Origin of the sequence: Siphonobacter aquaeclarae (genome assembly GCF_900103285.1) — a bacterium.
GTDB lineage: Bacteria > Bacteroidota > Bacteroidia > Cytophagales > Spirosomataceae > Siphonobacter > Siphonobacter aquaeclarae.
This window is the reverse complement of the sequence record NZ_FNGS01000002.1, coordinates 713,731-739,143: the sequence shown is the minus strand read 5'-3', so window position 1 is coordinate 739,143 and position 25,413 is coordinate 713,731. Positions and strand designations below refer to the sequence as shown.

Here is a 25,413-nt window from a genome sequence, read left to right as displayed (position 1 = left end):
CGGCGGACTCCGCCGGCGGTTTCAACCGTTTACGACCATGTCTGTCATTCTCATTACCGGCGGTACCGGTGGCCTCGGCCGCGCCGTCATCGAACGCTTCCTCGAAAAAGGCCATACGGTAGTCGCCACCGTAGGTCCCGGTCATGCCATCGATCCCCGGCCAAACCTGGAAGGGTACACGCTCGACCTGCTCGACGAGGCAGGCTGCCAGCGCCTCGTAGCCGATACCGTTGCCTCAAAAGGCGGTATCGATGCGGCAGTACTGCTGGTGGGCGGATTTGCGATGGGGTCGATTGCCGATACGGATTTTGCTGCTGTGGAAGAACAGTTCCGCCTCAATTTTCAGACCGCCTACCAGGTCGTCCGTCCGGTGTTTGAGCAGATGCTCCGCCAGGAAAACGGCGGTCGTATTGTCCTGATCGGTTCGCGTCCGGCTGTGATGCCCGCTGCCGGTCAGCACATGGTAGCCTATGCCCTGTCGAAATCCCTGTTGTTTTCGCTTTCGGATATCCTGAATGCAGCCGGAAAGGATCACAACGTGGTATCGACCGTCGTCGCACCCAGTACCATTGATACCCCGCTCAACCGGAAAGAAATGCCGGACGCCGACTTCTCCAAATGGGTAAATCCGGCCGAACTGGCAGAGATCATTGAGTTTGTGACGGTGGGCGCCGGCCGCATCCTGCGCGAGCCGGTTCTCAAGGCCTATCACAAAGCCTGATATTTTTTGAAGCAGCCGGTAAACGCCGGCTGCGCTGCTTTTCGTTTAGCCGGAGGTTGTCCTCCGGCTAAACGCCCCGTATGGAATACAACGCCGGACGGGGTCTGCGTGTCACTATTGCAGAATACGGCCGGAAAGACATGGCCGGCTCCTGTTTTTGAATTGATTGATTTTCAACCGATTGTCCCAAGCCGCTTATCCCATTGCCTTATGATCGCCTTCAATCTGAAAAAAAATCCATCCCTCCGTGGGGGTAAACCGTTCGTCAAGGGTCTCAGGAAAGAACGACGGAAAAATGATAGTTTGCGCACCCACATTGAATCCCGTCCGCGTGTATTCTGAACCTGCAACCCTGGAGGCCCTGCGACAGGGCGACGAGCGTGCTTTCGAGACCCTGTTCCGGAAACACTACGAGGCATTGTGCCGCTACGCGAACGGTATTTTGCAGGATTATGACGAAGCGGAAGAAATTGTTCAGCAGACTTTTGTAAAGATCTGGGAACAACGGGAGGACCTTTATATCGAATTTTCGCTTAAAGCCTACCTGTACCGGGCTGTGCATAATCATAGCCTCAACCGCCTGAAACACTACAAAATCCGTCAGGAATACGCAGATCATCAGCAGTTTTTTTACCAGAACGACCATGCACGTGCCGACGACGGCTTGTATCAGTCTGACCTGGAAAAGAAGCTGGCCGATGCGATCCGGCAGTTGCCCGAGCAATGCCGCCGGATTTTCGAGATGAGCCGGTTCGAAGAGCTGAAGTACCAGGAGATCGCCGATATCCTGGGTATTTCCCCGAAAACTGTTGAAAATCAGATCGGGAAGGCGCTGAAAATACTGCGCGGAGAGCTGGCTGATTTTCTGCCCGCCCTGATGGTCAGTCCGCTCTTCTGGCTGCTGATCGAGCAGTATATTGATTGAAATCTAACGACTTAAGAGATCTGAAAGGACCTGTACACGGTGAATGAGGAATTGCTATCGAAGTTTTTAGCGGGCGAGACCACCCCGGCTGAAGCAGAGCGTGTGCTGGACTGGCTCGAAGCCTCTCCCGCCAACGAAGCCGAGCTGGACCGGTTGAGGATGGTCTGGGAGCGGTCGGCCGCGGTACGCCCTCAACCCACGGTGAACGTAGACCTGGCCTGGCAGAACGTGCGGAAAGGCATGGAGAAAAAGCCGGAAATACGTCCGTTGCCGAAGCGCTCCTGGTGGCCCGCTGCCGCTGCTGCCTGTGTGGCCGTGCTGGCCGGTATGTTCTGGCTGCTGACGCGCCAGGCCGCGCCCGAAACGCTCATGCTGGTCATGCGCTCGGGCGACGCACCACGGACGTTTGCGCTCCCGGACGGTTCCAAAGTGACGCTCAACCGGCATTCTTCCCTGGAGTACCCTGAACAGTTTGCCGCAACCTCCCGCGAGGTATCCCTGCATGGTGAAGGGTTCTTCGAAGTGGAAAAAAATCCCGAAAAGCCCTTTCTCGTCAAGACGGAGCGGACGACCGTGCGGGTACTCGGTACTTCTTTCAACGTTCGGGAAGGAAAGGACAATGTTGACGTAGTGGTCGAGACAGGTCGCGTGGAGTTCAGCGCCGGAAAGAAAGCCGTTGTGCTACGCCCGTCCGAACGGGCCGTATGGCAGACCGGAGAGGATACGATCCGGCGGTTGCCGGCGCCGGACCTCAATATGCTGTCGTACCGCTCACGCATTCTGCTCTTTAACGCCGATCCGCTGAAGAAAGTGGCGGAAACGCTTACCGATTACTATGGCGTACCGGTTGTTCTGAAGTCCCGGAAAATTGAAAACTGCCTGTGGACCGTCACCATCGAAGACAAACCGCTGGACTATGTGCTGGGATTATTGCGGGAAAGCCTGGTGGTACGGGGTATCACGATTACGAAAAAGGACGACGGAACCGTCGAAATCGACGGGGATGGGTGCGATGGATCGGAATAGTTTCTTCTGCGCCTGAAAATCAAATGAATATGCTTGTTTTTATGTTTCGCAGGGCGACCTGCGCAGTGCTTCTTTTGTTCTTTGCCGGACCGTTGCTGGCTCAGTCAGTACCTCCGCTGGAGCGGCGTATCACGCTCCGGCTGACGAATACCCGCCTGCCGGACGTACTCGACGCCATTGCCCAGCAGGGAGGATTCTCGTTTTCCTACAACGCATCGCTGATTGAATCGAACCGGCGTGTAGACCTCGTCGTATCCGGCAAGAGCGTCCGCGAGGTACTCTATCAGGTATTCAAAAACACGATGAAGTTCAAATCGAAGGAGGAGTACGTCATCCTGGTTAAGAATAAGATCGAAGAAGAAGAATTACCGCAAAACCTGTTCGTAAGCGGCTATGTAGTGGATGCTGAAACCGGCGAGCGACTGCCTCAGGTCAGTATTTACGACCGGAAGAGTCTGGTTTCGACGACGACTAATTCCTATGGATTTTACCGCATTAAGATACCGGCGCGGCAGCGGATCGATGTACGGATATTGAAGCGTCAGTATATGCCTTCTATGATGCGTCTGGAATTGCAGGAAGATGATTTCCGGGATATTCCGCTCACGCCCGACGGCAACCAGATCAGCATCTCCCGGCTTCGCAGCCGGGGAACGGACTCCCTGCGGGTTGCTTTTGATCAACTCCCTGTCGTGCAGGTATTTGTGCCGGAAGAGGCGCGTGTGCACGTACTTAACCTCGCCGGGGACTCCCTGCATCGGGCGTTCCAGTTATCGCTCTTTCCGTATATCGGTACCAACCATGCGCTGAGCGGTATTGTTACCAATAATTTCTCCCTGAACCTTGTGGCGGGCTATTCGGCGGGTGTTCGCCGCCTGGAAATCGGGGGCGTCGCCAACCTCGTCCGCGGAAAAGTAACGGGCGTGCAGATCGCCGGTTTCGGAAACTGGGTACTCGATTCGGTATCAGGCGTGCAGGTTGCCGGCTTCTTCAACCAGAACTTCGGCGTAGCCCGGGGGGTACAGGTGGCTGGTTTTCTGAACAGTAACCTCCAGACCGTCATCGGTCCGCGCGTAGCCGGTTTTGCCAATGTATCGCTTCGCAGCGCCGAGAGCGTACAGGTCGCCGGTTTCACCAACATCACCGGCAGCAATGTCCGGGGCCTCCAAGTAGCCGGGTTTGCGAACCTGACCGGCGGAAGCATGAACGGCTTTCAGCTGGCGGGATTTGCCAACCTCACGTTCCAGCGCAACAGAGGGATGGTAGCAGCCGGTTTTGCCAACGTGGTACTGGGTAGGAATGATGGCGTGGAAGTAGCCGGATTTGCCAACGTGACCGTCGGTCAGCAGCGGGGTGCGCAGCTGGCGGGCTTTGCCAATATCACAGACGGTACGCAAAGTGGCTGGCAGATCGCCGGGTTTGCGAATATTGCCGGAAAAGTGACGCGCGGCGGGCAACTGGCTGTTTTCAACTATGCAGATTCCTCGGGCGGACTGCCGATCGGTATCTTCAGTTATGTCAATCACGGAGGGTATCACCAGGTGGAAGTATCTGCGGATGAGCAGGTTCCGCTCAACCTGGCCTTCCGGACAGGGCAGCGCGGGTTTTACAACATCCTGATGGCCGGGGTTGACCCCTGGTTCGACCGGCCGATCTGGCGTTTGGGATACGGCGTCGGCCGCTCCTGGAAGCTGAGCCGGAAGTGGTGGCTGAATACGGAGCTGATCTCTCTTTCTGTCAGCCAGGGAAAATTCCGATACGGTTCCGACCACGTCAAAGCGGCGGTAGGAGTGGAGTATCAATGGGGGAAACATGGCTCGCTGTCCATCAGTCCTACCTGGAATTACTACCCGCACGACGAAACCAATACGACGGAGTTTGTCGCCGATTATTTCAACCGGATTCCGAATCCCTGGCGCACTCATTTATGGTGGGGCGATCCCGGGTCTGTATCCTGGATCGGAATTCAGGGTGGATTCCGCTGGAGGTGGTAACATTTCCGTCTTTTTTACAGGTATCTCCGTCGAAAAATCAGAAGCCCTCATCGCCAGAGAGGGCTTTTCTGTATCCTTTTCCGGAACTTAGGCACTTTTGAACAAAATTCCTGAGTTTAGTCAAGGATGACGTCTCCGCTTTCCCTGCGCCTTTCCGGTACCTGGCGGATGCTGTTGCAAAGCATCTTCTGGATTGCGTTTGTTGCCTGGCCGTTGTTGATCCGGCCGGAACCACCCAAACCGCCGGCAAGCGTACACGTACCGCCTGATCCGAAGTACATGGTCGCCCTGAACCTGCTTTCGGTGCTGTTTTTTTACCTGAATACCCGGGTTCTGATTCCGAAATTGCTGGAAAAGAAGGGAGTAGGCGTGTATCTGGCTGCGGTGGCGGGTGTGGTACTGTTGACGATTGCCCTTTCGCTGGGTATCCGGACACAGGCGGTGCCGGCTGACTGGACCAACGTCCGGTTTGTGATGGGAACGATTTTCCCGGTGATGTTTATCTATGCCCTGAGTACCACGTATAAGGTTCTCAATGATTTTCACCACCGGAGGCAGCAGGAAAAGGAGCGGGAAAACGAGCGGCTGAAATCGGAGCTGAGCTTTTTACGCTCGCAGATCAGTCCGCATTTTTTGTTCAATATTCTCAATAGCATTGTGTCACTGGCCCGGTTCAAACCGGAATCCGTGGAACCTGCTACCATTCAGCTCGCAGAACTGTTGCGGTATATGTTATATGAATCGGACGAAGACCGCGTACCCATTCGCCAGGAAGTCGCCTACCTGAAAAGCTACGTGGATCTGCAGATTCTGCGGCTCGGCAAGAAAGTCCACGTCGGGTTTGACACCGGCGGAGCAGACGGAAATCAATACATAGAACCCATGCTCCTGATTCCGTTTGTGGAAAACGCCTTCAAGCACGGAATAGGCCTGATTCAGCAACCGATGATCGTCATTCACCTGTCGGTACAGGAAGATACCCTGTTTTTCTCGGTCCGGAATAAGGTTTCATCACATGTAGACGAACCCAAAGATCACCGGTCCGGTATCGGGCTGAAAAATGTGCAGCGCCGGCTGAATATGCTTTACCCGGAACATCACCTGGAAGTCCAGGAGGCAGACGGCTGGTTTGACGTCCAATTAACCCTTGTGTTGAAATGAACAAAATCCGTTGTGTCGCTGTCGACGACGAACCATTGGCGCTGGCCCTGCTGGCCGACAATATCGGGAAGGTTCCCTACCTGGAGCTCATCGCGACCTGCGAGGACGCCCTTGAGGCGCTTGAGGTGCTCAACCGGGAGCAGGTGGACCTGTTGTTTCTCGACATACAGATGCCGGGGTTGACGGGCACGCAGTTTCTCCATTCCCTGACGCAGCGCCCGCAGGTTATTTTTGTCACGGCCTACGAGCAGTATGCGCTCGAAGGATTCAACCTGAATGTGCTGGACTACCTGCTGAAGCCTGTGCCGATGACGCGTTTTATTCAGGCGACGGAGAAAGCGAAGGCGTATTTCAGCCGGACGGCGGAGGCGCCGGAAGACCATTTCTTTGTCCACGCCGATTATTCCCTCGTCAAAATTCAGACAAATACTATCCTCTTTATCGAGGGGTTGAAAGACTACGTCAAGATCCATACGTCTGTCCATGCGCGCCCGGTGATTACCCGCATGACGCTCAAAAACCTGGAGGAAAAACTGCCCGCGCCGGCGTTTCTGCGTGTACACCGCTCCTATATCATTGCAACCGACCGGGTGGAGGCCATCCGGAAGCTCCGGGTAATGGTGGCAGGAGTAAGTGTACCCGTCAGCGAGCAGTACCTCCCGCAGATTTACGAGATTCTGAAAGTGGGAAAAGGGGAATAATGAAACGGAATCCAACGCGAAACACACGAAGCGGGTCCTGATTTACGTTTTCCTCCTCGTAGGCTTGGGTCAGGTGGAAACCCCTCCCGAAATCAGGAAAAAGCAGGCCGCGGTCCGGAACGGGAGGATACTTCCTTTCCGGGGAAGACAGTCGCCCTGCATACCTTTTTGACCGGCGGTTTTATTTCCTGCGAACATAAACCTACTTTTGCCTTTTGTTTGGGGAAAGGTGTCCTGGGGAAAGGAGATTTTGCTCGAAGGTAAGTTTCTCATTATCAGTATATAGTGCGTGTTTCTTTCCGCCGGAAGGCATTTTGGAAAACAGCGGCAGGCAGTGCCGGCCGGTTCCGAATGCCGTCAGACGGGGAGGTAACGGGTTCAAAAACGACTCTCAAATCCAAATTTTTCATCATACCGCGCGAAACTTTTTCATGAAACGGTCTGACTTTTCTGTTATGTCTCTTTTTTCAAACCCCTCCTCTGTGCGTAGTATTACCAAAGGGCTCCGGAGCGCGAACCGTTCCTGGATGATGATCGCGGGACTTGCTGTGATCGGTTTTTCTTGCAAATCTAACGAGGACGATGTCCTGGGTAACTGGGTCCGCAAGGCTGACCTTACAGGCCCCGGCCGTTCGCAGGCTGCCGGTTTTCAGATCGATAACAAAGGATACCTGGGAACAGGTCTCGACAGCGACAACAACCGCCGGAAGGACTTTTGGTCATATGATCCCGTGAAGGATACCTGGACGCTGCTGGCTGAATACCCCGGAGCGGCACGTGCAGCAGGATCAGGGTTCTCTGCAGGGGGCAAAGGATATATCGGACTGGGTTCAACAAGCGGTAACGCTTCCAGCCGGCTAGCAGATTTTTTTGAGTACGATCCCGCTACCAACAAATGGACAGCTATCGCGGATTTCCCGGGTGGCGCACGTTATTCGGCAGTTTCGTTCTCTACGCCGACCGCCGGTTTTGTCGGTACAGGTTACGATGGGAACTACCTGAATGATATGTATTCCTACTCTCCGACGAAGAAGGCCTGGACGCTGGCCGCCAACTTCAGAGGACCGAAGCGTCGTTATGCCATCTCCATGGTTATCAACAACATCGCTTACGTAGGCTGCGGTGAAAACAACGGTATCAAGCAAACGGACTGGTGGTCTTACGATCCCACCGCCGACAAATGGACGCAGGAACTGGACTTTACGTCTGATCAGCGCGGATCTATTGTCCGGAATAACGCTGTGACGTTCGTCGTCAACGGACTTGGTTACCTGGCTTTCGGTGACGGAAACACCCACCTTTGGTCATTCGATCCTCAGACCAAGCTCTGGACGGATGTTCAGGACATCAGCTCCAACACATTTAAATACATCCCCACGACTCCCCGTACCGGCGCCATCAGCTTCTCGCTGAAGGACGAAAACGGCGAAGAGGCAGGATATGTTACGACCGGGACTTCCGGATCGATCCGTTTCGATGACAACTGGAAATTCGAGCCGAAGAAAGTGCGCGTAAAGGCTGACTGATCCATGTCGAAGAAGAAAGTTGTCTTGGTGCTGCTGGTTTTGATCGCAGCGGTAGCGGGATATCTCTGGAAAAGCGGGCGGTTTGAACCCAGGTTCCGGTTACAGGTGTTTCAGACGCCTGACGGCTGGGGTTTTGAGATCGCTCAGAGAGGGCGTCCGTTTATCTATCAGCCTATTATTCCGACAATCCCCGGAAAACGGGGATTCAGCTCCGAAGAGGGCGCGCGGAAGACCGGCGAATTGATGATCAAAAAGCTCGAAGAAAGTAACAACCCACCGGAAATTTCTGTAGAGGAACTTCGAGAGCTGGGTATTCCGGAGGCAGCGCAAGCACCTTAAGGCTAATCGTCGATGGGAGTGGAGTTCATCCGCTCCCATTTCTCAATCTTATTATCGATGAAGAATTGGAAAACCTGGCTTTCGTTATGCCTGATAACGACCGGGATATACTGGCTGGGTGGTTGCCAGAAGGGTGACTTGACGCTGGGGGATAAGATTGTTCCGGGAAATAACCTGAACATCGTCCTCGTCGATACCTTTACTGTCAAGACGTCCACGGTAGCTGTGCTGGATACGTTTGTCACTTCGGCTGACAGCAACGTATACGTCGGCCGCTGGCGGGATGTCAACACCGGAGCACAGGATTTTACCGGCTATATCACTCCCCTTTTTCCCTCGAATTCCCTGGCAGACCTTATTGGTGAAGTTACATTTGACTCCCTTGTTTTTCAGATGCCTTTCCGGTATGCATACGGAGATACGCTGGAAAATGTCAAACTGGCGATTCACCAGCTGAATGAGGTAATTGAGTCGGATGTTTATTACAATAACAAGTCGTTTGCCTATAATTCAAAGCCGATTCTGGAGAAAACCATTCCGCCTCATCGCAGGGAATGGGGTAACCTCCGGCTCCGGCTTCCGGCAACCCTTGGACAGACCTTGTTTGACGGCTTCCGGAACAGAACCATTACCGACGATGACGACATTCACGAGATCATTCCGGGGTTTGCGCTCCGTATGACCACAATCCGGAACCTGATTGTCGGCCTGAATACGATCTCAGACAACGCTGCGATCAAGCTGTATTACCACGAAAACCTGGTTGATTCGAAAGCGGAATCGCTGGATATCAAGCTGACCGGGCCGCACTTGTCCAACATCGTCAGTAATTACACCGGTACGCCAATGGCTAAGCTGGTGTTGCCATCCGACTATGTCAACAGTACCCTGACGGGTAATCGATCTTTCATTATGACAGGCGGGCAGTTGCGGACGCGACTGGAGTTTCCGTATTTCGATATGATTAAGGGTTCGGATTATTTTGTGGGTGTAAATCGCGCGGAACTGGTTTTTACGCCTATCCGATCGACGACGAAGGACAACGCTCCCCCTCCATCTACCCTGACGCTGTACCAGCTCAATCAGAACAACGAAATCACGAACGTCGTACCGACTACTCCGGGAGGCGCCACTGCTGTTTCAGGAAGCTATGCGTTTGTAGATGGAATCGAATTCCGGAACAACTATACGTTTGCGCTGACGGCCTACATGCAGCAACTCATGAAAGGCCAGGTGGAGGCCAAACCTCTTCTGATGAACGTAGCAACGTCCACGACGCTGAACTTTTCCAGAGTAGCCCTCGGAAATAGTTTTAACGACGATTATCAGGTCAAACTGAGGCTCTACTTTACGACATCCAAGTAAGGAATTGAAAAAACCCCCGGTCACCGACCGGGGGTTTTTTGTTTGCCGGTTGTCTCCGCTTTGGCCCGGTTGTCCCAAAAACGGGCCATTGATCCATTTATCGAACATCTTTGCGTGTCAATTTTTCACTATCCTGAAAAAGTCACCCCGTTTCAGAGCCATGAACGGTTCGACGTTAATTTATGAAACCTTTCTTACCCATCTGGATACTCGGATGCCTTCTGGCCTTCGCATCCCTCGGACAATCTCCTGAAAAAACAACTGTCTCCGGCTACGTCAAGGACGCCGCCAACGGAGAAGGCCTGATCGGCGTTTCGGTCTTCATCAAAGAGAAGGCCACCGGCGTAACAACCAACAACTACGGCTTCTATTCCATTACGCTTCCCAAAGGCAAATACACCGCCGTGTTTACCTACGTGGGCTATCAGCGGGTGGAAAGGGAAGTGGACCTGTCGACCCAGGACGCCAAGCTCAACCTCGAACTGAAAGAAGAGGGCGTCCAACTCCAGGACGTCGTCGTGTCTACCCGGCGTGACGACGAGAATGTCAAGTCTGTGGAAATGTCGGTTAACAAAATCGACATCAAGACGATTCGCCAGATGCCGGCGCTGCTCGGTGAAGTCGACCTCGTTCGCAGTATTCAACTGCTGCCGGGCGTGTCGACCGTCGGCGAAGGCGCTTCCGGCTTCAACGTACGGGGCGGCGATGTCGGGCAAAACCTCATCCTCCTCGACGAAGCCCCGGTGTACAATTCTTCCCACCTTTTCGGGTTCTTCTCGGTCTTCAATCCCGATGCCGTGAAAGATGTCAAGCTCGTGAAAGGCGGCATTCCGGCAAATTATGGCGGACGGATTTCATCGATCCTCGACGTACGGATGAAAGAAGGAAACGCCAAAAAGCAGCAAATCGACGGTGGGCTGGGCCTGATTTTCAGTCGTCTGACCTATGAGCGTCCCTTATTCAAAGGCAAAGGATCCTTTATTGTGGCCGGCCGGCGGTCATATGCCGACATCCTCGCCAAACCGTTCCTTTCCGGTGACCTCAAGGGGGCCATCTTCAATTTCTATGACCTGACGGCGAAAGGAAACGTCCATTTCAACGACAAAAACACCGTGTACGTATCGGGATACTTCGGTCGGGATAATTTCGGCAGCAAGGAATTCGGCTTCAACTGGGGGAATGCGACCCTTTCGGCCCGCTGGAACCACGTCTTTAACAACCGGCTCTTCCTTAACCTGACGACCTACTATTCCCGGTATACCTATTCCCTTGGTACCAACAACAACCCCCGGGATTCCTTCAAGTGGGATTCCGAGATCAAAAGCGGCAGCGGAAAGGCAGATTTCACCTACTTCCTGACGCCGAATAATCAGCTGACCTTCGGCGGACAATACATCCGCTATATCTCCGACCCGGGCAAAGCATATGGTGTTTCTGCCGGGCAACGCACGGATATCAGCCTCGAAGGGCGTAATGGCGACGAATCAGCCCTGTATGTGGCCAATGAACAGAAAATCGGAAGCGGCGTAACGTTGCAGTATGGCCTCCGCTACTCGTACTTCCGTTCACTCGGCCCCGGCGACGTGATCGACTATACGACGGTAGTTCCCGGCGATCGCCAGGAGCCGAACCTGCCCGGCCGCCGTGTCGAAAAGGGTGTCATCAAAGACTATGGCAACTGGGAGCCTCGTTTTTCAGCCAAAGTAGACGTAGGTCCGCGCGCGTCTGTCAAAGTCAGCTACAACCGGATGGCGCAGTACCTCCACCTGCTGTCGAATACCGCGGCATCGTCTCCGCTTGACGTATGGACCCTGTCGTCTTATAACATCAAGCCGGAAATTGCTGACCAGGTAGCGCTGGGCTGGTTCCAGAACTTCAAGGACAATGCCTACGAATTCAGCGTGGAAGGGTATTACAAGAAGATGGATAACCAGATCGACTATGTTCGCCGCTCGGATCTGCTGCTGAACCGATACCTCGAAGGCGACCTGCTGTATGGAATCGGTCGGGCCTATGGCGCCGAGTTTTTCGTGAAGAAGAACGAGGGTGACCTGACGGGTTGGATCAGCTATACGCTGTCGAGAACCGAGCGCAAAGTCAACGGTATCAATAACAACGATTGGTTTGCCGCCCGTTTCGACAAAACCCATAACCTGACAGCCGTCGGAATTTACCAGCTCAACAAGCGCGTAACGCTCTCGGCTAATTTTGCGGCGTCGTCCGGTACGCCGGCTACTTACCCGACCAGCCGGTACGAATTCGACAACATCATCATCGGTAATAACGACAACGACAGCCGGAACGGCAGCCGGATTCCGTGGTACCACCGCCTGGACCTGGCTGTCACCGTCAAAGCCAAAAAGAAGCTGTTCGGAAAAGGAGATGCGGAATGGGTATACTCCATTTACAACGTGTATGCCCGGAAGAACCCGTTCTCGGTCTTTACCCGCCAGAACGAGGACAATCCCCTCGTGACCGAAGCCGTGCGCTTCTCCGTCATCGGTTCTCTCATCCCATCGATTACCTATAACTTCAAATTTTAGCCATGAAACGCCTTATTCTTTTTCTTTTCGCAGTAGCAGGGCTGACTTCATGCCAGGAAGTCATCGACCTGAAGACAGAAACCGGTCCGATACGCCTCGTGGTCGACGGCTGGATTTCCGATCAACCCGGCGCTCAGCGCGTTCGGCTGACGCTTTCCCAGAATTACTTCAATAATACTGCCGCGAAACCGGCAACGGGAGCAACCGTCTCCGTAACCGACGACCTCGGAAAAGTATATCCTTTTGTGGACGAAAAAGGCGACGGAAACTACTACTGGCGCCCCGCCGGCAGTGAAAAGATCGGTCGCCTCGGTGGCAAGTATACCCTGAAGGTTGGCTATGCCAACGAATCATACGAGGCGCTGACTGAAATCAAGCGGGTGCCACCGCTGGATTCTATCACGTATTACTACGACAAGCCCACCATTGCCCCCGACAAAGGCCCCAAGGAAGGGTACGTTGCTGAATTTTTTGGACGTGATCTGACTGGTGCAGGCGACTGCTACTGGGTTAAGACGTTTAAGAATGGCGTTCGTTATGACAACAGCGGTCTGGATATTACCACGGCCTACGATGCCGGGTTCAGCGCCGGCGCTGCTACTGACGGCCTGATATTCATCCGCCCGATCCGCCAGTCGATCAACGTCAATAAACTCTTCAGCGAAAAGGACACCATCCGCGTAGAATTATACAGCATCAATCAGGCGGCATTTTACTTTCTGAATGCGATCAAGGCAGAAGCTGGCAATCAGGGGTTGTTTGCAACAGCTCCGGCGAACGTACAGACGAACCTCAACAATGTTCGTGCTGATGGCCCCAGGGCACTCGGATGGTTCGGTGCTTCTGCTATTTCGAAGTTTACGACGGTTGTCCGGAAAGAAGAAGCCCGTCCGAAACCCTGACGGAAACGAATCGTTTTATCGAAACACCACAGCGTTGAGCTGTGGTGTTTTTTTGTTCGTGAAAGAATATACGAGAAGCCCGGTACCTTCCGCTCCGTTACCTACAGCGCATTGCAGTAGCGGAACAACTCAACGACCGGTTTTTCTTCCAGTTGATACCAGTTGATCCGCCGGACAAAAAATGATACCTCGTCCCGGCGATCGGTCAATACGGCATAAATCTGATGCAGGCGCCCGCGGTACTTTTCGATGGCGCCGTCGGGAGTCTGAAAGAAATAGGTCATCCGCGCGGGTTCTTTTGCGCTGTGGTGCCAGGAAAGCCGCTGAGGCTGCTCTTTGCCGAGAAGGCGGATGCGGCCGTCGACCAATACCTCAAAAAACGACGGTACCAGCCGGCCGCTTTCTTCAGATTGCTCGACGATGAAGTTCCTGACACGATTGCTTTCAGGCTCGAAGTAGTAGAAGGAAGCGACCTTCTGCGCGGACAATGTCGACAGGACGCCGTCCATGCTGAATTCAAGCAGACCGAGCTCGGGCTTGAAGTGCAGCTCGCCGGTCAGCCACTCGCCGGTTTGCAGTTCTACTTTGCCCGAATGCCACCCATCGGAAACGGGTCCGCCGGAAGCCGCCGAAACAGCCAAAAGAAACAGGAAAGCCAAAGAAAATTTCACGCAGATAAAGGTTTTCATGGCAAATCGCTTAAAGGAGGATGGAATCGAAGAATAATCCCTGCCGGAAGGCATTTTTGAACCAATAATATTCGTTTTGAATATGTATTAATTTCAATTTTTTATTGAATTAATACAACAAATGTGCCGGCTTTGCCGGGGTTTTCCAACGCCTCTTGCAAAATTATTTTCGGGTTGAAGTCTGATGATCAGCGGCGTAGGGAAGGGTAGGAGCAAAAAAAGGTCCCGCTGTTGACGGGACCTTCTTCGTAATAGGTTAACCTTAGACAGGCTTTAACCCTTGAAGTAAGTGACCCATTTTATCCCGCTTGGTCGCCAGGTACCGCTCGTTGTGCGGATTGGAAGGAATTTCGATGGGGACGGTCTCCGTGATTTCGAGACCATATCCGGCCAGAGCATTCCGTTTTTTCGGATTGTTGGACATGAGGCGGAGCTTGGAAACGCCGAGATCCCGGAGGATTTGTGCGCCCACGCCGTAATCCCGTTCGTCCATTTTGAAACCCAGTTCCAGGTTGGCTTCCACCGTATCGCGACCCATTTCCTGCAGCTTGTAGGCTTTGAGTTTATTGAGCAGCCCGATGCCGCGTCCTTCCTGAAACATATAGAGGACGACGCCCTTTCCGGCTTCTTCAACCATTGTCATCGCCCGGTGAAGCTGCCCCCCGCAATCGCAGCGGCAGGAACCGAAGATATCTCCGGTGACGCAGGAGCTGTGAACGCGGGTCAGGACGGGTTCGCCCGGCGCCCACTCTCCCTTGACGAGGGCGAGGTGTGTATCTCCCGTCGCGACCTGTGTATACGCGATAAGACTAAAATCTCCCCACTGGGTCGGCATATCAACACCTATTTCTCTTTTGATGAGGGATTCGGTCCGCAGGCGGTAAGCAATCAGGTCCTTGATGCTGACGAGTTTCATGCCGAACCGGTCGGCGATCTGCCGGAGTTCCGGCAGCCGGGCCATGGTACCATCGTCGCTGAGGACTTCCACCATGGTGCCCGAAGGCTGAAGACCGGCCAGGATAGCAAAATCCATAGCGGCTTCGGTATGTCCGGGACGGCGCAGGACGCCTTCCGTGCGGGCTTTCAGGGGAAAAATATGTCCGGGGCGGCCGAGGTCTTCCGGGCGGGTTTCAGAATCAACCAGTGCCAGGATCGTTTTGGCGCGGTCGGTAGCGGAAATACCCGTCGTACAACCGTTTCCAAGCAAGTCAACAGACACCGTAAACGCCGTTTCATGGTTGGAGGTATTCTGGCCCACCATCATGTTGAGGCGGAGCTCGTCACACCGTTTTTCGGTCAGGGAGGTACAGATCAGCCCACGTGCCTCCTTGGTCATGAAATTGATGATTTCCGGCGTGATAAGCTCTGAGGCACAGATCATATCGCCTTCGTTCTCGCGGTCCTCGTCGTCCACGACGATAATCAGTTTTCCGGCCTTGATATCTTCGATCGCATCTTCGATACGATCGAGCCGGATCGGACTTTCTTCCATAAGAGTCACCAGTTACTGACGCTACTTTCTTTTGCGCCGTATATATGAGGGACGTGTGATTCCGTTAAGTTTCCGGGATAACACGTTCCGGCGGCGATAGGTTTCGCTGCCGGTCTGTCCGCCAAAACTACTGCCCTATTTTGGATTGATGGCAGGATTCCTTCAAATTTGACCCGTTATCGTACGTCATATGAACCTACGTCTCCTGATACTGTTCGTCGGAATTGCGTTGAATGGCTGGGCCCAGTGCCCGAGCCATGTGCTGGGTACGCAACAGACGGGAAAGCTTGGTATCAGAGTAGGCAACCCCAACGCCAGCCAGAAAGTCATTACAGGGACATCGACGGATGTGCTGAAAGTATGCCAGGGTCAGCTGCTGTATGTGGAGGATCTGGCCGGAAACGGATCGCTCTCGGGGTTTTATTATGAATTCAAATCGGATACGTTCGACTTACGCACCTCTGAGCCTCCCGGAAAGGAGCGAATCACGTCTCACACCTATAATGCCCCCGGAACCTATGCGCTGATTCTGACCGGAGCGACCAGTGGCGGAAACGGCGGGTTGTATTCCTGCCAGACCGTAGAAGTGAAACCCCGGCCCGAACCCGAGTTTACCATGGCCGTCTGCAAGCCGGGAGAAGCCATCGTCTATATCCCGAAAAGCAGCCGGAACAGCTATGATGTGATGGTGATCGACTGGGCTGACGGAGGCACCACCTCCGTTAACCAAACGGCGCTTCCGGCAACCATCACCCATACCTATACCAATTACCCGGGAATGAAGGAGGTCACCATCACGGGGCAGAATTCCGATGGCAGCTGCAGTTCCAATCCCATTGGTTCACTGCTTCCCCTGCAGGGCGAAACCAATCCGGGTGTTACCGGCCCTCCGTCGATTACCCAACTGGTGCTGACCGGCCCTACTACGGCCTCGCTGCAGTTCGTCGGACCGCAGGGTGTTGAACAGGAAATTTTTCGGAAAGAGCCAGGTGGTACGTATGTCGGAACGGGCGTCTCTTCGGGAGATAATACCTCTTCCCTGACACTGACAGACCTGGACAATACCAAACAATACTGCTTCGTCGTCCGCGCGAAAAGCCTCTGCGCCACGCCGATTCAATCCCAGGAGATCTGCTCGGTTCCGCTGACGGTATCGTCTGCCAACAAGAAAAACACGCTGAAATGGACAGCCTATCCGTCCGGCGGAGGGTTTGAATCCTATACCGTTACCAATGGCGGAACGACCATTCCCCCGATTACGGCGATCGGTACCACTACCTATACGGATACCAGCGTAGCCTGCGGGACGGAGTATTGCTACCGGGTAACGGCGAAGATCGGGAGCATGAACTCGCTGTCGCAGGAAATCTGTGTTCCGGGTAACACCGGTACTGACAAGCCGGAAGCCGTGACGTCTTCTTATGTATCCGTCGTCGACGCGAAGGTGCAGTACGATTGGGAGATACCGGCCGGTCAACGCGCCCGTCTGGTTCAGATCAGCCGCGCTGATAACGGCGGCGGGTTTTCCGAGATAGAAGACAATATTACGAAGCAGCCGTACCTCGACGGCACGGCTGAGCCAACATCCCGGTCGTATTGCTACCAGATGGTTTACCGGAACCAATGCGGGAATACTTCCGAAGCATCAGGGTCTGTTTGTACGATATTCCTGCGGCAGAGCGGAAGCGCGCTGACGTGGACAGCCTCGAGCCCGTTTCTGGAAGACATTGACCGTTACATTATCCAGGTATTGGACGGAAACGGGAATGTAATCTTTGCCCAGGATATCGGGCTGGGACGCCAGGTAGATCTTTCGGCGATTGGTACTTCCCTGCCTGCGGATGCGCGGTTCCGCGTGGAGGCATCATCGGTATCGGGGCAGATCAGCTGGTCGAACGTTGTCGAACTCCGGGAAGTCATGAAGGTGTATGTTCCGGATGCGTTCACGCCAAACGGAGACAACACGCACGATGTCTTTCAGCCTACCGTCCTGAACGTCGCGAAAATGAAGCTGACGGTTTTTGACAGCTGGGGAAATCCGATCTACTCCTCGCACGATTTCAACATATCTACCCAGAAACTCAGCGACGGCTGGAACGGCAGGGTAAACGGCAAGGACGCTCCGCAGGGCAACTACGCCTACCGGCTTGACGTGGAGAGTACGTCCGGAGATTCCTTTACCAAGCGGGGTGTCTTTCGCCTCATTCGCTAAGCTCTTTTTGCGTTGTTAACCCGTTTTTCACGCGTAATTGGCTACCTTTGCCCGCCGGAATACGGGCGAAGGAACAGGTGCTTTATGCCCGTTCCGAGCCGGAACCGCACATACATCACTCTCAAAAGCCACGAAAATGTTCGATATGTTAGGCATGATGGGCAAGGTGAAGGAGCTTCAGGCCCGCATGAAAGAAGCCCAGGAATCACTGCATACGCTCACGGAAACGGCAGAAGCCGGCGCCGGCCTCGTCAAGGCCACCGTAAACGGCCGTAAGCAGCTGGTCAGCCTGGAAATCGACCCTGATCTGGTCAAACCCGAAGATACCGAGATGCTGCGTGACCTGATCGTCGCCGCAACCAACAAAGCGCTTGAGGCCGTGGAAGCCAAAGCCGCCGAGCACCTGCGTCAGGCGACAGACGGCCTGCTGCCGAATATTCCCGGAATGGAAGGCCTGTTCGGTCGGTAATATACTCACCCTATTCTAGACGGAATTGGACACGCAGAGCCGTTGTTCCAATCTATTATATGCATACGCTTGCCATCGTCATCCTCAATTACAACGGGAAAAAGTACCTCGAGAAATTTCTGCCTTCAGTGCTGAAGCATTCGCACGGGTACCCGGTGTATGTGGCTGACAATGATTCGACGGACGATTCCGTCGATTTTCTTCATCAGTATTATCCGGAAATCCGGCAAATCCATTTCCCGCTCAATCACGGGTATGCGCAGGGCTACAACGAAGCGCTGAAGGAAGTAAACGCGACGTATTACTGCCTGCTCAATTCGGATATTGAAGTAACGGAGGGGTGGCTGACGCCGCTGCTTGACCTCATCGAATCGAACCCGGTCATTGCCGCTGTACAGCCCAAAATCCTTGACTACAACCGGCAGAACTACTTCGAACACGCCGGAGGTGTCGGCGGATTTCTCGACGTGCTCGGGTATCCGTTTACCCGCGGACGCTTGTTCGATACCCGCGAAGAAGACAAAGGGCAGTACAATACGCCGCCGATCAGATGCTTCTGGGCGAGCGGCGCGTGTATGATTGTGCGGTCCGAAGCCTATCACCAGCTCGGCGGATTTGACGGCGATTTCTTCGCGCATATGGAAGAAATCGACCTGTGCTGGCGGTTTCACCTGGCAGGACTGGAAGTATGGGCTTCGGGAGATTCTGTCGTTTACCACGTCGGAGGCGGTACACTCGATTACCAAAGTCCGAGGAAAACCTTCCTGAACTTTCACAACAGCCTCGCGATGTTATACAAAAACCTGCCCGACAACCGCCTGGCAGGTGTGATATTCCTTCGCCTGGTACTGGATGGCGTCGCCGGTATTTACTTCCTCGTTTCGGGCTTTCCGAAGCACTGCTGGGCGGTAGCACGGGCGCATTTTGCTTTCTATGCCCGCTGGGCAGGCTGGCGCCGGAAGCGCCGCGCGCTGGCTCCGCTGCGTGAAAACGGCACAGTTATTCCGTTGTATGGACGCAGTATTTTACGCGCGTATTTTCTTCAGGGAATCAAAACCTATTCTGCACTTCCTCCGGACGACAGCCTTTTTTCGTAACCCAGGAAACGCAGTCCCGGCCGGAAATGCAGGGTTAGTTCGCCTGCCGGCTGGTAGCCCATCCGCGGAAAAAGCTGTTGCGTAGCCTTGTTTTCCGTGTTGGTATCGACGCGGAGAACGGAGATACCTCGTTCCAGCGCGATTTCTTCTGCCTTTTCCAGTAGCCGTCTTGCAATGCCGCGGCCCTGAAATCCGGGATCTACCGCCAGCCGGTGGGTGACGATGGCCTGTTCCGTCAGATCCCAGCCCAACTGGGCATATTCTTCGTCCTGCTGCGTGGTCAGGGCAGCTACGCCGGCGACCTCTCCGTCGGCTTCCGCTACCCATAACTGCTGTTGCTGAATATCGGCGAGAAAGACACCGGCGTTGGGGTAGCCTGCGTCCCACTGCAGGTTACCGGATGCCCGCATGACAGGCACTACCCGCTCCACGAGGCGCAGCAACGCCGGGAGGTCGGTTTCGGTAGCAAGTCGGATGATCATAAATCGTAGCACATTTTGATGTTGGCCCGCTGATAGGGGGACGGGCTCATTTCCACTTTGTAAAAACCCAGTTTCCGGTACAGTTCCAGCGCCGGCGTGAGGGCGGTATTCGATTCCAGCCATACCTGCCGGGCGCCGAGCGAACGGGCCTTGTCCAGCAGGGCGAAGCCCAGTTTCTTGCCGATTTGCTTGCCCTGAACGGCCGGTGAGACAGCCATCTTTGCCATTTCATAGATACCCGGCTGATCGGCGACGAGCGCCACCGTACCGACGATCTCACCCCGGTACCGGGCAAAGAGGACTGCGCCGCCGTCTGCCCGTATTTTTTCGGGATGATCGAGCTGTTCGAGGTCGTGCTCTTCGACGGTAAAATACCGGCTGATCCACTCCAGGTTCAATTCCCGGAAGCGGTGCGCCCATTCCGGACGATAATCCACAATCTCCACTTCTTCCAGTTGCCGGTCTTTCAGGTAGTCGCTGAAGCGGGTGGTATAGTCGCATTCGGCGAGATAGCTCTCGATCTCTTCGATGGCCCAGAGGAGGTTATGCCGGCGACCGGCAATCATCGTTTCGTTGACCGACCGGATGTATTCCCATACCTTCCGGAATTCCGGTAATAGTTGCTCTCCTTTTTCGGAAAGGCGGAGAATACGTTTGCGCTTGTCCGTATCGGATTTTTCAGACCGGATCAGGCCTTCCGTTTCCAGCTGTTTCGCGATCTGAATAATGGCAGGATGGGAAAACCCGAGCTGCTCGGCCAGTTCCGTGACAGCCATCGGGCCGACTTCCGCAAGCGACCAGAAAACGGGGAAGCATTTGGGATCAAAATCCAGACCATACTGCCGGTAGACATTCGCCGCCTGGGTATTGATCTGATCGCCGAGCCGGCGCATCCGGCTGACAAACGCAAGCGGTCCGAGTTGTGCGAGGATATCCATCTAAATAATTACGTAATTGATTACGCAAATATCTACGGAGATATTTTCTTAAACAAGAAAGCAGCAGGAAAAGGAAAAAAATCAGGGAACAGGATCATACCCGTGACCGCCCCAGGGGTGGCAGCGGGAAATCCGGCGGAGCGCCAGCCAGCTCCCTTTCCAGGGGCCGTATTTATCGATGGCCTGAACGGCGTATTGGGAGCAGGTGGGCGTATACCGGCAGGAATTTCCCAAATAGGGAGACAAAGCGCCCTGATAAATTCGTATCAGTATAATGAAAAATTGTCTCATTTTTGAGGGCCGATCTTTTCCGCAAGATAAGTAAAAAGGACAAAGCGGAGGGACAGGACCGGTTGATTTACTCCATCCATTTTAAGGACTAGGAACAACAGAATATTTTATTACTTTTGCCGGGTAACCCCTGCAATTCTTCCTCAAACTTGCGCGCATCGTGACGTTGATTAAATCTATCTCCGGGATACGGGGAACCATTGGCGGGAACGTAGGTGAAGCCCTGACGCCGGTGGACATTGTGAAGTTCTCTGCCGCTTTCGGTACCTGGCTCAAGCGGAATTCACCTGAAAACCAGAAAATTGTGATCGGTCGGGACGCCCGTTTATCGGGAGAAATGGCTGTTCGCCTGGTTTCGGCAACCCTGCAGGGCCTTGGACTGGATGTGGTGGATCTGGGTCTTTCGACGACGCCAACCGTCGAAATCGCCGTACCTCTTGAAAATGCTGCGGGCGGGATCATCCTCACCGCAAGTCACAACCCTATTCAATGGAATGCACTGAAACTCCTCAACGCTAAGGGAGAATTTATCTCGGCTTCGGAAGGAGCAGCCGTGCTGGCCCTGGCGGAGGCGGAAGACTTTTCGTTTGTGGACGTCAAAAAACTCGGCAGCTACCGGGAAGACGATACCTATCTCCGCAAACACATTGACGCGATCCTGGCACTGCCGCTGGTAGACAAGATTGCGGTGCAATCGGCCGACTTCAGCATCGTTGTCGACGCTGTTAACTCGTCCGGCGGTATTGCCGTGCCGATGCTGCTCGAAGCCCTCGGCGTCCGGAAGATCGTACGCCTGCACTGCGAGCCCACAGGCCTGTTTGCGCACAACCCCGAACCCCTGCCGGAACACCTCACGGATATCCGCAAAGAACTCCGCAACGGCAAGCACGACCTTGGCATTGTCGTAGACCCTGACGTAGACCGCCTCGCTCTTGTTTGTGAAGACGGAGAGACGTTCGGCGAAGAATATACCCTGGTGGCCGTGGCCGATTACATTCTGCGCCATACGCCGGGTAATACGGTTTCGAACCTGTCGTCGACCATCGCCCTGCGCGACGTGACCCTGAAGGCTGGCGGATCGCATTTCTCGGCGCCCGTTGGAGAAGTTAACGTGGTAACGAAAATGAAGGAGGTCGGCGCCGTCATCGGCGGTGAAGGCAACGGCGGTATCATCTACCCCGAATTGCACTACGGACGCGACGCCCTCGTGGGTATCGCCCTGTTCCTGACGCACCTGGCCAAATTTGGCAAATCCATTACGGCCCTGCGTCGTACCTACCCGAACTACTACATTTCGAAGAATAAGATCGAGCTGACGCCGGAACTGAACGTAGACCTCGTTCTGGAGAAAATCCAGAGCCGCTATGCCCGGCAGCCGATCAATACGGAAGACGGTGTCAAGATCGAATTCGGCAACGAATGGGTACACCTCCGGAAGTCGAATACGGAGCCGATTATCCGCATTTATTCCGAGTCAGACTTCATGACGAAAGCCGAAAACCTGGCCAAGAAGATTATCCAGGATATCAAAGAAGTTGTCGCGACGCTTTAGAGGAGAGTTTGAAAAAGTTTAGGGTTTAGTGTTTAGAGTTGGGATACCCATAACTCCAAACACTAAACCCTAAACTTTTTCAAACGTCCCTACGCCAGCAGGCCTTCAAAATGCTCCCAGTCGATTTCCCGGAAGTCGTGCATGACGCCGTCGGTTAATGGTGCAAGTTCTTCCGGAGTATGGCTGGTAGCGATCCCAACTACTTTCATACCTGCCGCTTTTCCGGCCTGAATACCCAATAATGCATCTTCAAAGACGACGCAGCGATCGTGCTGTACGCCGACCAGCTCCGCTGCCTTGAGGTAGATATCCGGTGCGGGCTTGCCGTTCGTGACCATGGATGCGTCTACGACAACATCAAAAAGCGAGCGGATACCCGTTCCGTCAATCGTAAAAAGGACGTTTTCGATGGGAGCGGAGGTGGCGACGGCCGTTTTAACCCCGCGGTCCCGGAGCATATGCAGGAATCCGACGAGGCCGTCGGCCGGGACCAGAAACGGCCCGTAATTCTTCCGGTACAACTCTTCCTTTTCGTCGGTCAGGGTTTTCAGTTCTTCCGGTGAAGGCGTTCGTCCGAGGAGAAACGTAAAGGAATCCAGGGCATTTTTTCCGTTGAGTTGCGAATAGTAAGTCTCCCGGCTGAACGGAATGCCGTGCGCGTCACAGAACGCCTGCCAGGCTACTTCGTGGTAGGCCATGTTATCGACGATGACTCCGTCCATGTCGAAGAGCGCAGCCGTCGGAATCAGTTCATTCGTCATAAAAAGAAGGATTACAGGGAAAACCGCAGCCCGTCGTACGCCAGGTATACGCCCGGCGGCAGGCTGGCTTCTACCTCCTGATGGAGGCCCATTTTGTGGCTGATGTGCGTCAGGTACGCCGCCTCCGGCCGTATCTGGTCGATGACTTCAAGGGCCTCCGGAAGGGTAAAATGAGAGATATGCTTCGGTCCGCGCTGTAAGGCATTGAGAACGAGTATTTTGCAGCCCCGGATTTTTTCAAGCTCAGCCGGGGGGATAAAGTTGGCATCGGTAATATAGACGAAGTCGCCAATGCGGTACCCGAATACCGGTAGCCGGTGATGCATGACTTCCACGGGCAGAATATCCAGTCCGAGGATGGAAAAAACCTCATTACCGATTGGGTTGAGTTCCAGCCGGGGAATACCCGGGTACTTATGCTCGGCAAACGCATAGGCGAACTCCACACGAATCTGTTCGAGAACGGCAGCCTGTCCATACAGTGGAATATCCGTATTCTGCCGGAAGTTGAAGGGACGGACATCGTCCAGGCCGGCGGTATGGTCCTTGTGTGCGTGGGTGAAGAGGACGGCATCCAGGTGACGGATACGCTCGCGCAGTGCCTGGGTCCGGAAGTCGGGACCGGTATCAATGACCAGGCTCCGGCCTTCTGATTCGACGTGGACGGAAACCCGCAGGCGCTTGTCCCGGAAATCCAGCGAACGGCAGACATCGCAATCGCAGCCGATGACCGGAACGCCCTGAGAAGTACCCGTACCGAGGATGGTAATCGTCATACCCGAACAACGGGAAGCGAACCCCGGAGAGTTCGCTTCCGCTACTGAAAAATCAAAGGCTGGAACTACTCTTCGCCGCCGGTGAATTCGCGGACTTTGGCCACGAGGGCGTCGAAATTGAGCGGCTTGATGAGGATATCGTCAAAACCGGCCGACTTGAATTCGTCGGGTGAGTAGTTGCGGGCATTTCCCGTGATGGCGACGATCGGGGTCTTCGCTTTTGCGGGGTCTGCCAGCTTGCGTACCTGACGGGCGCACTCCATGCCGTCCATGACGGGCATGTTGATGTCCAGGAGGATGATATCAAACGATTCCTTTTCGAGGAGTTGCAGAACCTGCTCGCCGTTTTTCACCGACGTGATCTCGAAATTTTGGAACTCAAGAATTTTTTTGGCCAGGTTTTGAATGACAGAGCTGTCTTCGGCAATAAGGACGCGTTTGAAGGCCATTGGCGTAAAATTGGTTTCGAATTGAAAATAAAGGCGAATTAACAGCTAAAATCAATAGATCCGCCCCGAAAAATGTCAGAGATTGTCCTGCACTGTTGATCGGCCGGGATACTGCTCTTCCGGCTCCCGGATCCTTTCCCGGTCGGTGCGGGACGCAGCCGGTTTTTCTCCTAAGACGGCATTCACGGGCAAAATACCCTGAAAAATGCAAGCTTATTCGTCTCCGGACTGCAATTTAGGATTATTCAGGTGGCGTGTCGCATCGCGCCCGGTTTTCTTTTCCAGGTTCCGGGCGAAGGCTTCCGTGAGGTTTACGCCGGTCTGATTGGCCAGGCAAAGGACAATCCAGAGGACGTCAGCCAGCTCGTCTCCGAGGTCTTTTCCCTTGTCCGATTCCTTTTCGGATTGTTCACCATACCGCCGGGCCATGATACGGGCTACTTCTCCGACCTCTTCCATGAGGATAGCCGTATTCGTCAGTTCGTTGAAATAGCGCACGCCGACGGTTTTGATCCAGGTATCGACGGTCTGCTGGGCTGCTTCGAGTGTCATATCCGGTTTTTGGAGTCAATGAGTATAGTCACGGGGCCATCGTTGAGGAGGCGGACTTTCATATCCGCTCCGAATTCACCCGTTTGAATTGGCTTGCCGAGTTCTTTTGCCAGTTCGGCAATCATCGCTTCGTAAAGCGGTATGGCTACTTCCGGCCGCGCGGCATCGATGTAGCTCGGCCGGTTGCCTTTTTTGGTACTGGCATGGAGGGTAAACTGGCTGACGAGCAGGATGTCTCCGTCAACAGCTTTCAGGTCGAGGTTCATCTTCCCTTCGTCGTCACCGAAAATCCGGAGATTCACGATTTTTTTAGCGAGCCATTCAAGATCCTCGCGCCCGTCGGCGTGGGTGACCCCGAGGAGAATCAGAAATCCGGTTCCGATCGCGCCGCGAACGGTTCCGTCGATGGTAACGGACGCTTCCGTCACCCGTTGAATCACAGCAATCATT

The 25,413-nt window shown here is 54.2% G+C and carries 25 protein-coding genes; 15 read left to right on the top strand and 10 right to left on the bottom strand.

Annotation, left to right across the window (positions count from 1 at the left end):
- Positions 1 to 37: 37 nt before the first annotated feature.
- The 11 genes from BLR09_RS06595 (at position 38) to BLR09_RS06545 (ending at position 13,203) form a co-directional block, all read left to right on the top strand.
- The gene (locus BLR09_RS06595) at positions 38 to 721 is read left to right on the top strand and encodes an SDR family NAD(P)-dependent oxidoreductase (protein WP_143011040.1); all 684 of its coding nucleotides are present in this window, start codon (positions 38 to 40) and stop codon (positions 719 to 721) included.
- Positions 722 to 1,052: 331 nt separating this feature from the next.
- Complete coding sequence (locus tag BLR09_RS06590) at positions 1,053 to 1,646, top strand: RNA polymerase sigma-70 factor (RefSeq protein WP_245689878.1); 594 nt, start codon at positions 1,053 to 1,055, stop codon at positions 1,644 to 1,646.
- 39 nt (positions 1,647 to 1,685) lie between these two features.
- Entirely contained in the window at positions 1,686 to 2,672 is a 987-nt protein-coding gene (locus tag BLR09_RS06585) for a FecR family protein (RefSeq protein WP_143011039.1), read from the top strand.
- Between the two features lie 23 nt (positions 2,673 to 2,695).
- Positions 2,696 to 4,666, top strand: coding sequence for a carboxypeptidase-like regulatory domain-containing protein (locus BLR09_RS06580; protein WP_143011038.1), 1,971 nt, complete (start codon positions 2,696 to 2,698; stop codon positions 4,664 to 4,666).
- 126 nt (positions 4,667 to 4,792) lie between these two features.
- Positions 4,793 to 5,827: a sensor histidine kinase gene (locus BLR09_RS06575; RefSeq protein WP_093199323.1), complete on the top strand. Its 1,035-nt coding sequence runs from the start codon at positions 4,793 to 4,795 to the stop codon at positions 5,825 to 5,827.
- Positions 5,824 to 6,528, top strand: coding sequence for a LytR/AlgR family response regulator transcription factor (locus tag BLR09_RS06570; RefSeq protein ID WP_093199321.1), 705 nt, complete (start codon positions 5,824 to 5,826; stop codon positions 6,526 to 6,528). Before BLR09_RS06575 ends, BLR09_RS06570 begins: the two co-directional genes overlap by 4 nt.
- Positions 6,529 to 7,010: 482 nt before the next feature.
- Positions 7,011 to 8,054 (top strand): Kelch repeat-containing protein, encoded by a 1,044-nt coding sequence (locus BLR09_RS06565; RefSeq protein ID WP_245689877.1) that lies wholly within the window; start codon positions 7,011 to 7,013, stop codon positions 8,052 to 8,054.
- Between the two features lie 3 nt (positions 8,055 to 8,057).
- Positions 8,058 to 8,393: a DUF4907 domain-containing protein gene (locus BLR09_RS06560; protein WP_093199319.1), complete on the top strand. Its 336-nt coding sequence runs from the start codon at positions 8,058 to 8,060 to the stop codon at positions 8,391 to 8,393.
- A gap of 57 nt (positions 8,394 to 8,450) precedes the next feature.
- The gene (locus BLR09_RS06555) at positions 8,451 to 9,758 is read left to right on the top strand and encodes a DUF4270 family protein (protein WP_093199317.1); all 1,308 of its coding nucleotides are present in this window, start codon (positions 8,451 to 8,453) and stop codon (positions 9,756 to 9,758) included.
- Between the two features lie 182 nt (positions 9,759 to 9,940).
- Entirely contained in the window at positions 9,941 to 12,301 is a 2,361-nt protein-coding gene (locus BLR09_RS06550) for a TonB-dependent receptor (protein ID WP_093199314.1), read from the top strand.
- A 2-nt stretch (positions 12,302 to 12,303) separates the two neighbouring features.
- Positions 12,304 to 13,203, top strand: coding sequence for a DUF4249 domain-containing protein (locus tag BLR09_RS06545; RefSeq protein WP_093199313.1), 900 nt, complete (start codon positions 12,304 to 12,306; stop codon positions 13,201 to 13,203).
- Between the two features lie 101 nt (positions 13,204 to 13,304).
- On the opposite strand, the gene BLR09_RS06540 is transcribed toward BLR09_RS06545, so the two are convergent.
- Together BLR09_RS06540 and BLR09_RS06535 are read right to left on the bottom strand one after the other, a co-directional pair.
- Entirely contained in the window at positions 13,305 to 13,874 is a 570-nt protein-coding gene (locus BLR09_RS06540; RefSeq protein ID WP_143011037.1) for a hypothetical protein, read from the bottom strand.
- Between the two features lie 280 nt (positions 13,875 to 14,154).
- Positions 14,155 to 15,384, bottom strand: a complete 1,230-nt coding sequence (locus BLR09_RS06535) for a bifunctional 3,4-dihydroxy-2-butanone-4-phosphate synthase/GTP cyclohydrolase II (RefSeq protein ID WP_093199309.1) — start codon at positions 15,382 to 15,384, stop codon at positions 14,155 to 14,157.
- A gap of 190 nt (positions 15,385 to 15,574) precedes the next feature.
- On the opposite strand from BLR09_RS06535, the gene BLR09_RS06530 reads away from it, so the two are divergent.
- The 3 genes from BLR09_RS06530 (at position 15,575) to BLR09_RS06520 (ending at position 19,162) form a co-directional block, all read left to right on the top strand.
- Positions 15,575 to 17,596, top strand: coding sequence for a T9SS type B sorting domain-containing protein (locus BLR09_RS06530; protein ID WP_093199306.1), 2,022 nt, complete (start codon positions 15,575 to 15,577; stop codon positions 17,594 to 17,596).
- A gap of 136 nt (positions 17,597 to 17,732) precedes the next feature.
- Complete coding sequence (locus BLR09_RS06525; protein ID WP_093199717.1) at positions 17,733 to 18,065, top strand: YbaB/EbfC family nucleoid-associated protein; 333 nt, start codon at positions 17,733 to 17,735, stop codon at positions 18,063 to 18,065.
- A 59-nt stretch (positions 18,066 to 18,124) separates the two neighbouring features.
- Positions 18,125 to 19,162: a glycosyltransferase family 2 protein gene (locus BLR09_RS06520; RefSeq protein ID WP_093199304.1), complete on the top strand. Its 1,038-nt coding sequence runs from the start codon at positions 18,125 to 18,127 to the stop codon at positions 19,160 to 19,162.
- Here the strand turns inward: BLR09_RS06520 and BLR09_RS06515 are convergent.
- From BLR09_RS06515 to yidD, 3 genes are all read right to left on the bottom strand, one after another.
- Positions 19,123 to 19,644, bottom strand: coding sequence for a GNAT family N-acetyltransferase (locus BLR09_RS06515; RefSeq protein WP_093199301.1), 522 nt, complete (start codon positions 19,642 to 19,644; stop codon positions 19,123 to 19,125). The genes BLR09_RS06520 and BLR09_RS06515 overlap by 40 nt on opposite strands.
- The gene (locus BLR09_RS06510) at positions 19,641 to 20,582 is read right to left on the bottom strand and encodes a bifunctional helix-turn-helix transcriptional regulator/GNAT family N-acetyltransferase (RefSeq protein ID WP_093199299.1); all 942 of its coding nucleotides are present in this window, start codon (positions 20,580 to 20,582) and stop codon (positions 19,641 to 19,643) included. The genes BLR09_RS06515 and BLR09_RS06510 overlap by 4 nt, the downstream gene beginning before the upstream one ends.
- Positions 20,583 to 20,663: 81 nt before the next feature.
- The gene (gene yidD, locus BLR09_RS06505) at positions 20,664 to 20,873 is read right to left on the bottom strand and encodes a membrane protein insertion efficiency factor YidD (protein ID WP_093199296.1); all 210 of its coding nucleotides are present in this window, start codon (positions 20,871 to 20,873) and stop codon (positions 20,664 to 20,666) included.
- 160 nt (positions 20,874 to 21,033) lie between these two features.
- On the opposite strand from yidD, the gene glmM reads away from it, so the two are divergent.
- The gene (gene glmM / locus BLR09_RS06500; protein WP_093199293.1) at positions 21,034 to 22,425 is read left to right on the top strand and encodes a phosphoglucosamine mutase; all 1,392 of its coding nucleotides are present in this window, start codon (positions 21,034 to 21,036) and stop codon (positions 22,423 to 22,425) included.
- An 89-nt stretch (positions 22,426 to 22,514) separates the two neighbouring features.
- Here glmM and BLR09_RS06495 read toward each other — a convergent pair whose 3' ends face one another.
- The 5 genes from BLR09_RS06495 to dtd form a co-directional block, all read right to left on the bottom strand.
- Positions 22,515 to 23,186 (bottom strand): HAD family hydrolase, encoded by a 672-nt coding sequence (locus tag BLR09_RS06495; protein WP_093199290.1) that lies wholly within the window; start codon positions 23,184 to 23,186, stop codon positions 22,515 to 22,517.
- Between the two features lie 11 nt (positions 23,187 to 23,197).
- The gene (locus BLR09_RS06490; protein ID WP_093199287.1) at positions 23,198 to 23,962 is read right to left on the bottom strand and encodes an MBL fold metallo-hydrolase; all 765 of its coding nucleotides are present in this window, start codon (positions 23,960 to 23,962) and stop codon (positions 23,198 to 23,200) included.
- A 65-nt stretch (positions 23,963 to 24,027) separates the two neighbouring features.
- Positions 24,028 to 24,411 (bottom strand): response regulator, encoded by a 384-nt coding sequence (locus BLR09_RS06485; protein WP_093199284.1) that lies wholly within the window; start codon positions 24,409 to 24,411, stop codon positions 24,028 to 24,030.
- Positions 24,412 to 24,624: 213 nt separating this feature from the next.
- Positions 24,625 to 24,963, bottom strand: coding sequence for a nucleotide pyrophosphohydrolase (locus BLR09_RS06480; protein WP_093199280.1), 339 nt, complete (start codon positions 24,961 to 24,963; stop codon positions 24,625 to 24,627).
- On the bottom strand, positions 24,960 to 25,412 hold the full coding sequence (dtd, locus tag BLR09_RS06475; RefSeq protein WP_093199278.1) for a D-aminoacyl-tRNA deacylase: 453 nt from the start codon (positions 25,410 to 25,412) through the stop codon (positions 24,960 to 24,962). The genes BLR09_RS06480 and dtd overlap by 4 nt, the downstream gene beginning before the upstream one ends.
- Position 25,413 lies beyond the last annotated feature (1 nt).

Bases quoted from the DNA above. Each gene is read 5' to 3' on its own strand.
- BLR09_RS06595 (WP_143011040.1), top strand. From the start codon at position 38: ATGTCTGTCATTCTCATTACCGGCGGTACCGGTGGCCTCGGCCGCGCC.
- BLR09_RS06580 (WP_143011038.1), top strand. From the start codon at position 2,696: ATGAATATGCTTGTTTTTATGTTTCGCAGGGCGACCTGCGCAGTGCTT.
- BLR09_RS06575 (WP_093199323.1), top strand. From the start codon at position 4,793: ATGACGTCTCCGCTTTCCCTGCGCCTTTCCGGTACCTGGCGGATGCTG.
- BLR09_RS06570 (WP_093199321.1), top strand. From the start codon at position 5,824: ATGAACAAAATCCGTTGTGTCGCTGTCGACGACGAACCATTGGCGCTG.
- BLR09_RS06560 (WP_093199319.1), top strand. From the start codon at position 8,058: ATGTCGAAGAAGAAAGTTGTCTTGGTGCTGCTGGTTTTGATCGCAGCG.
- BLR09_RS06555 (WP_093199317.1), top strand. From the start codon at position 8,451: ATGAAGAATTGGAAAACCTGGCTTTCGTTATGCCTGATAACGACCGGG.
- BLR09_RS06550 (WP_093199314.1), top strand. From the start codon at position 9,941: ATGAAACCTTTCTTACCCATCTGGATACTCGGATGCCTTCTGGCCTTC.
- BLR09_RS06545 (WP_093199313.1), top strand. From the start codon at position 12,304: ATGAAACGCCTTATTCTTTTTCTTTTCGCAGTAGCAGGGCTGACTTCA.
- BLR09_RS06535 (WP_093199309.1), bottom strand. From the start codon at position 15,384: ATGGAAGAAAGTCCGATCCGGCTCGATCGTATCGAAGATGCGATCGAA.
- BLR09_RS06530 (WP_093199306.1), top strand. From the start codon at position 15,575: ATGAACCTACGTCTCCTGATACTGTTCGTCGGAATTGCGTTGAATGGC.
- BLR09_RS06525 (WP_093199717.1), top strand. From the start codon at position 17,733: ATGTTCGATATGTTAGGCATGATGGGCAAGGTGAAGGAGCTTCAGGCC.
- BLR09_RS06520 (WP_093199304.1), top strand. From the start codon at position 18,125: ATGCATACGCTTGCCATCGTCATCCTCAATTACAACGGGAAAAAGTAC.
- BLR09_RS06515 (WP_093199301.1), bottom strand. From the start codon at position 19,644: ATGATCATCCGACTTGCTACCGAAACCGACCTCCCGGCGTTGCTGCGC.
- BLR09_RS06510 (WP_093199299.1), bottom strand. From the start codon at position 20,582: ATGGATATCCTCGCACAACTCGGACCGCTTGCGTTTGTCAGCCGGATG.
- yidD (WP_093199296.1), bottom strand. From the start codon at position 20,873: ATGAGACAATTTTTCATTATACTGATACGAATTTATCAGGGCGCTTTG.
- BLR09_RS06495 (WP_093199290.1), bottom strand. From the start codon at position 23,186: ATGACGAATGAACTGATTCCGACGGCTGCGCTCTTCGACATGGACGGA.
- BLR09_RS06490 (WP_093199287.1), bottom strand. From the start codon at position 23,962: ATGACGATTACCATCCTCGGTACGGGTACTTCTCAGGGCGTTCCGGTC.
- BLR09_RS06485 (WP_093199284.1), bottom strand. From the start codon at position 24,411: ATGGCCTTCAAACGCGTCCTTATTGCCGAAGACAGCTCTGTCATTCAA.
- BLR09_RS06480 (WP_093199280.1), bottom strand. From the start codon at position 24,963: ATGACACTCGAAGCAGCCCAGCAGACCGTCGATACCTGGATCAAAACC.
- dtd (WP_093199278.1), bottom strand. From the start codon at position 25,412: ATGATTGCTGTGATTCAACGGGTGACGGAAGCGTCCGTTACCATCGAC.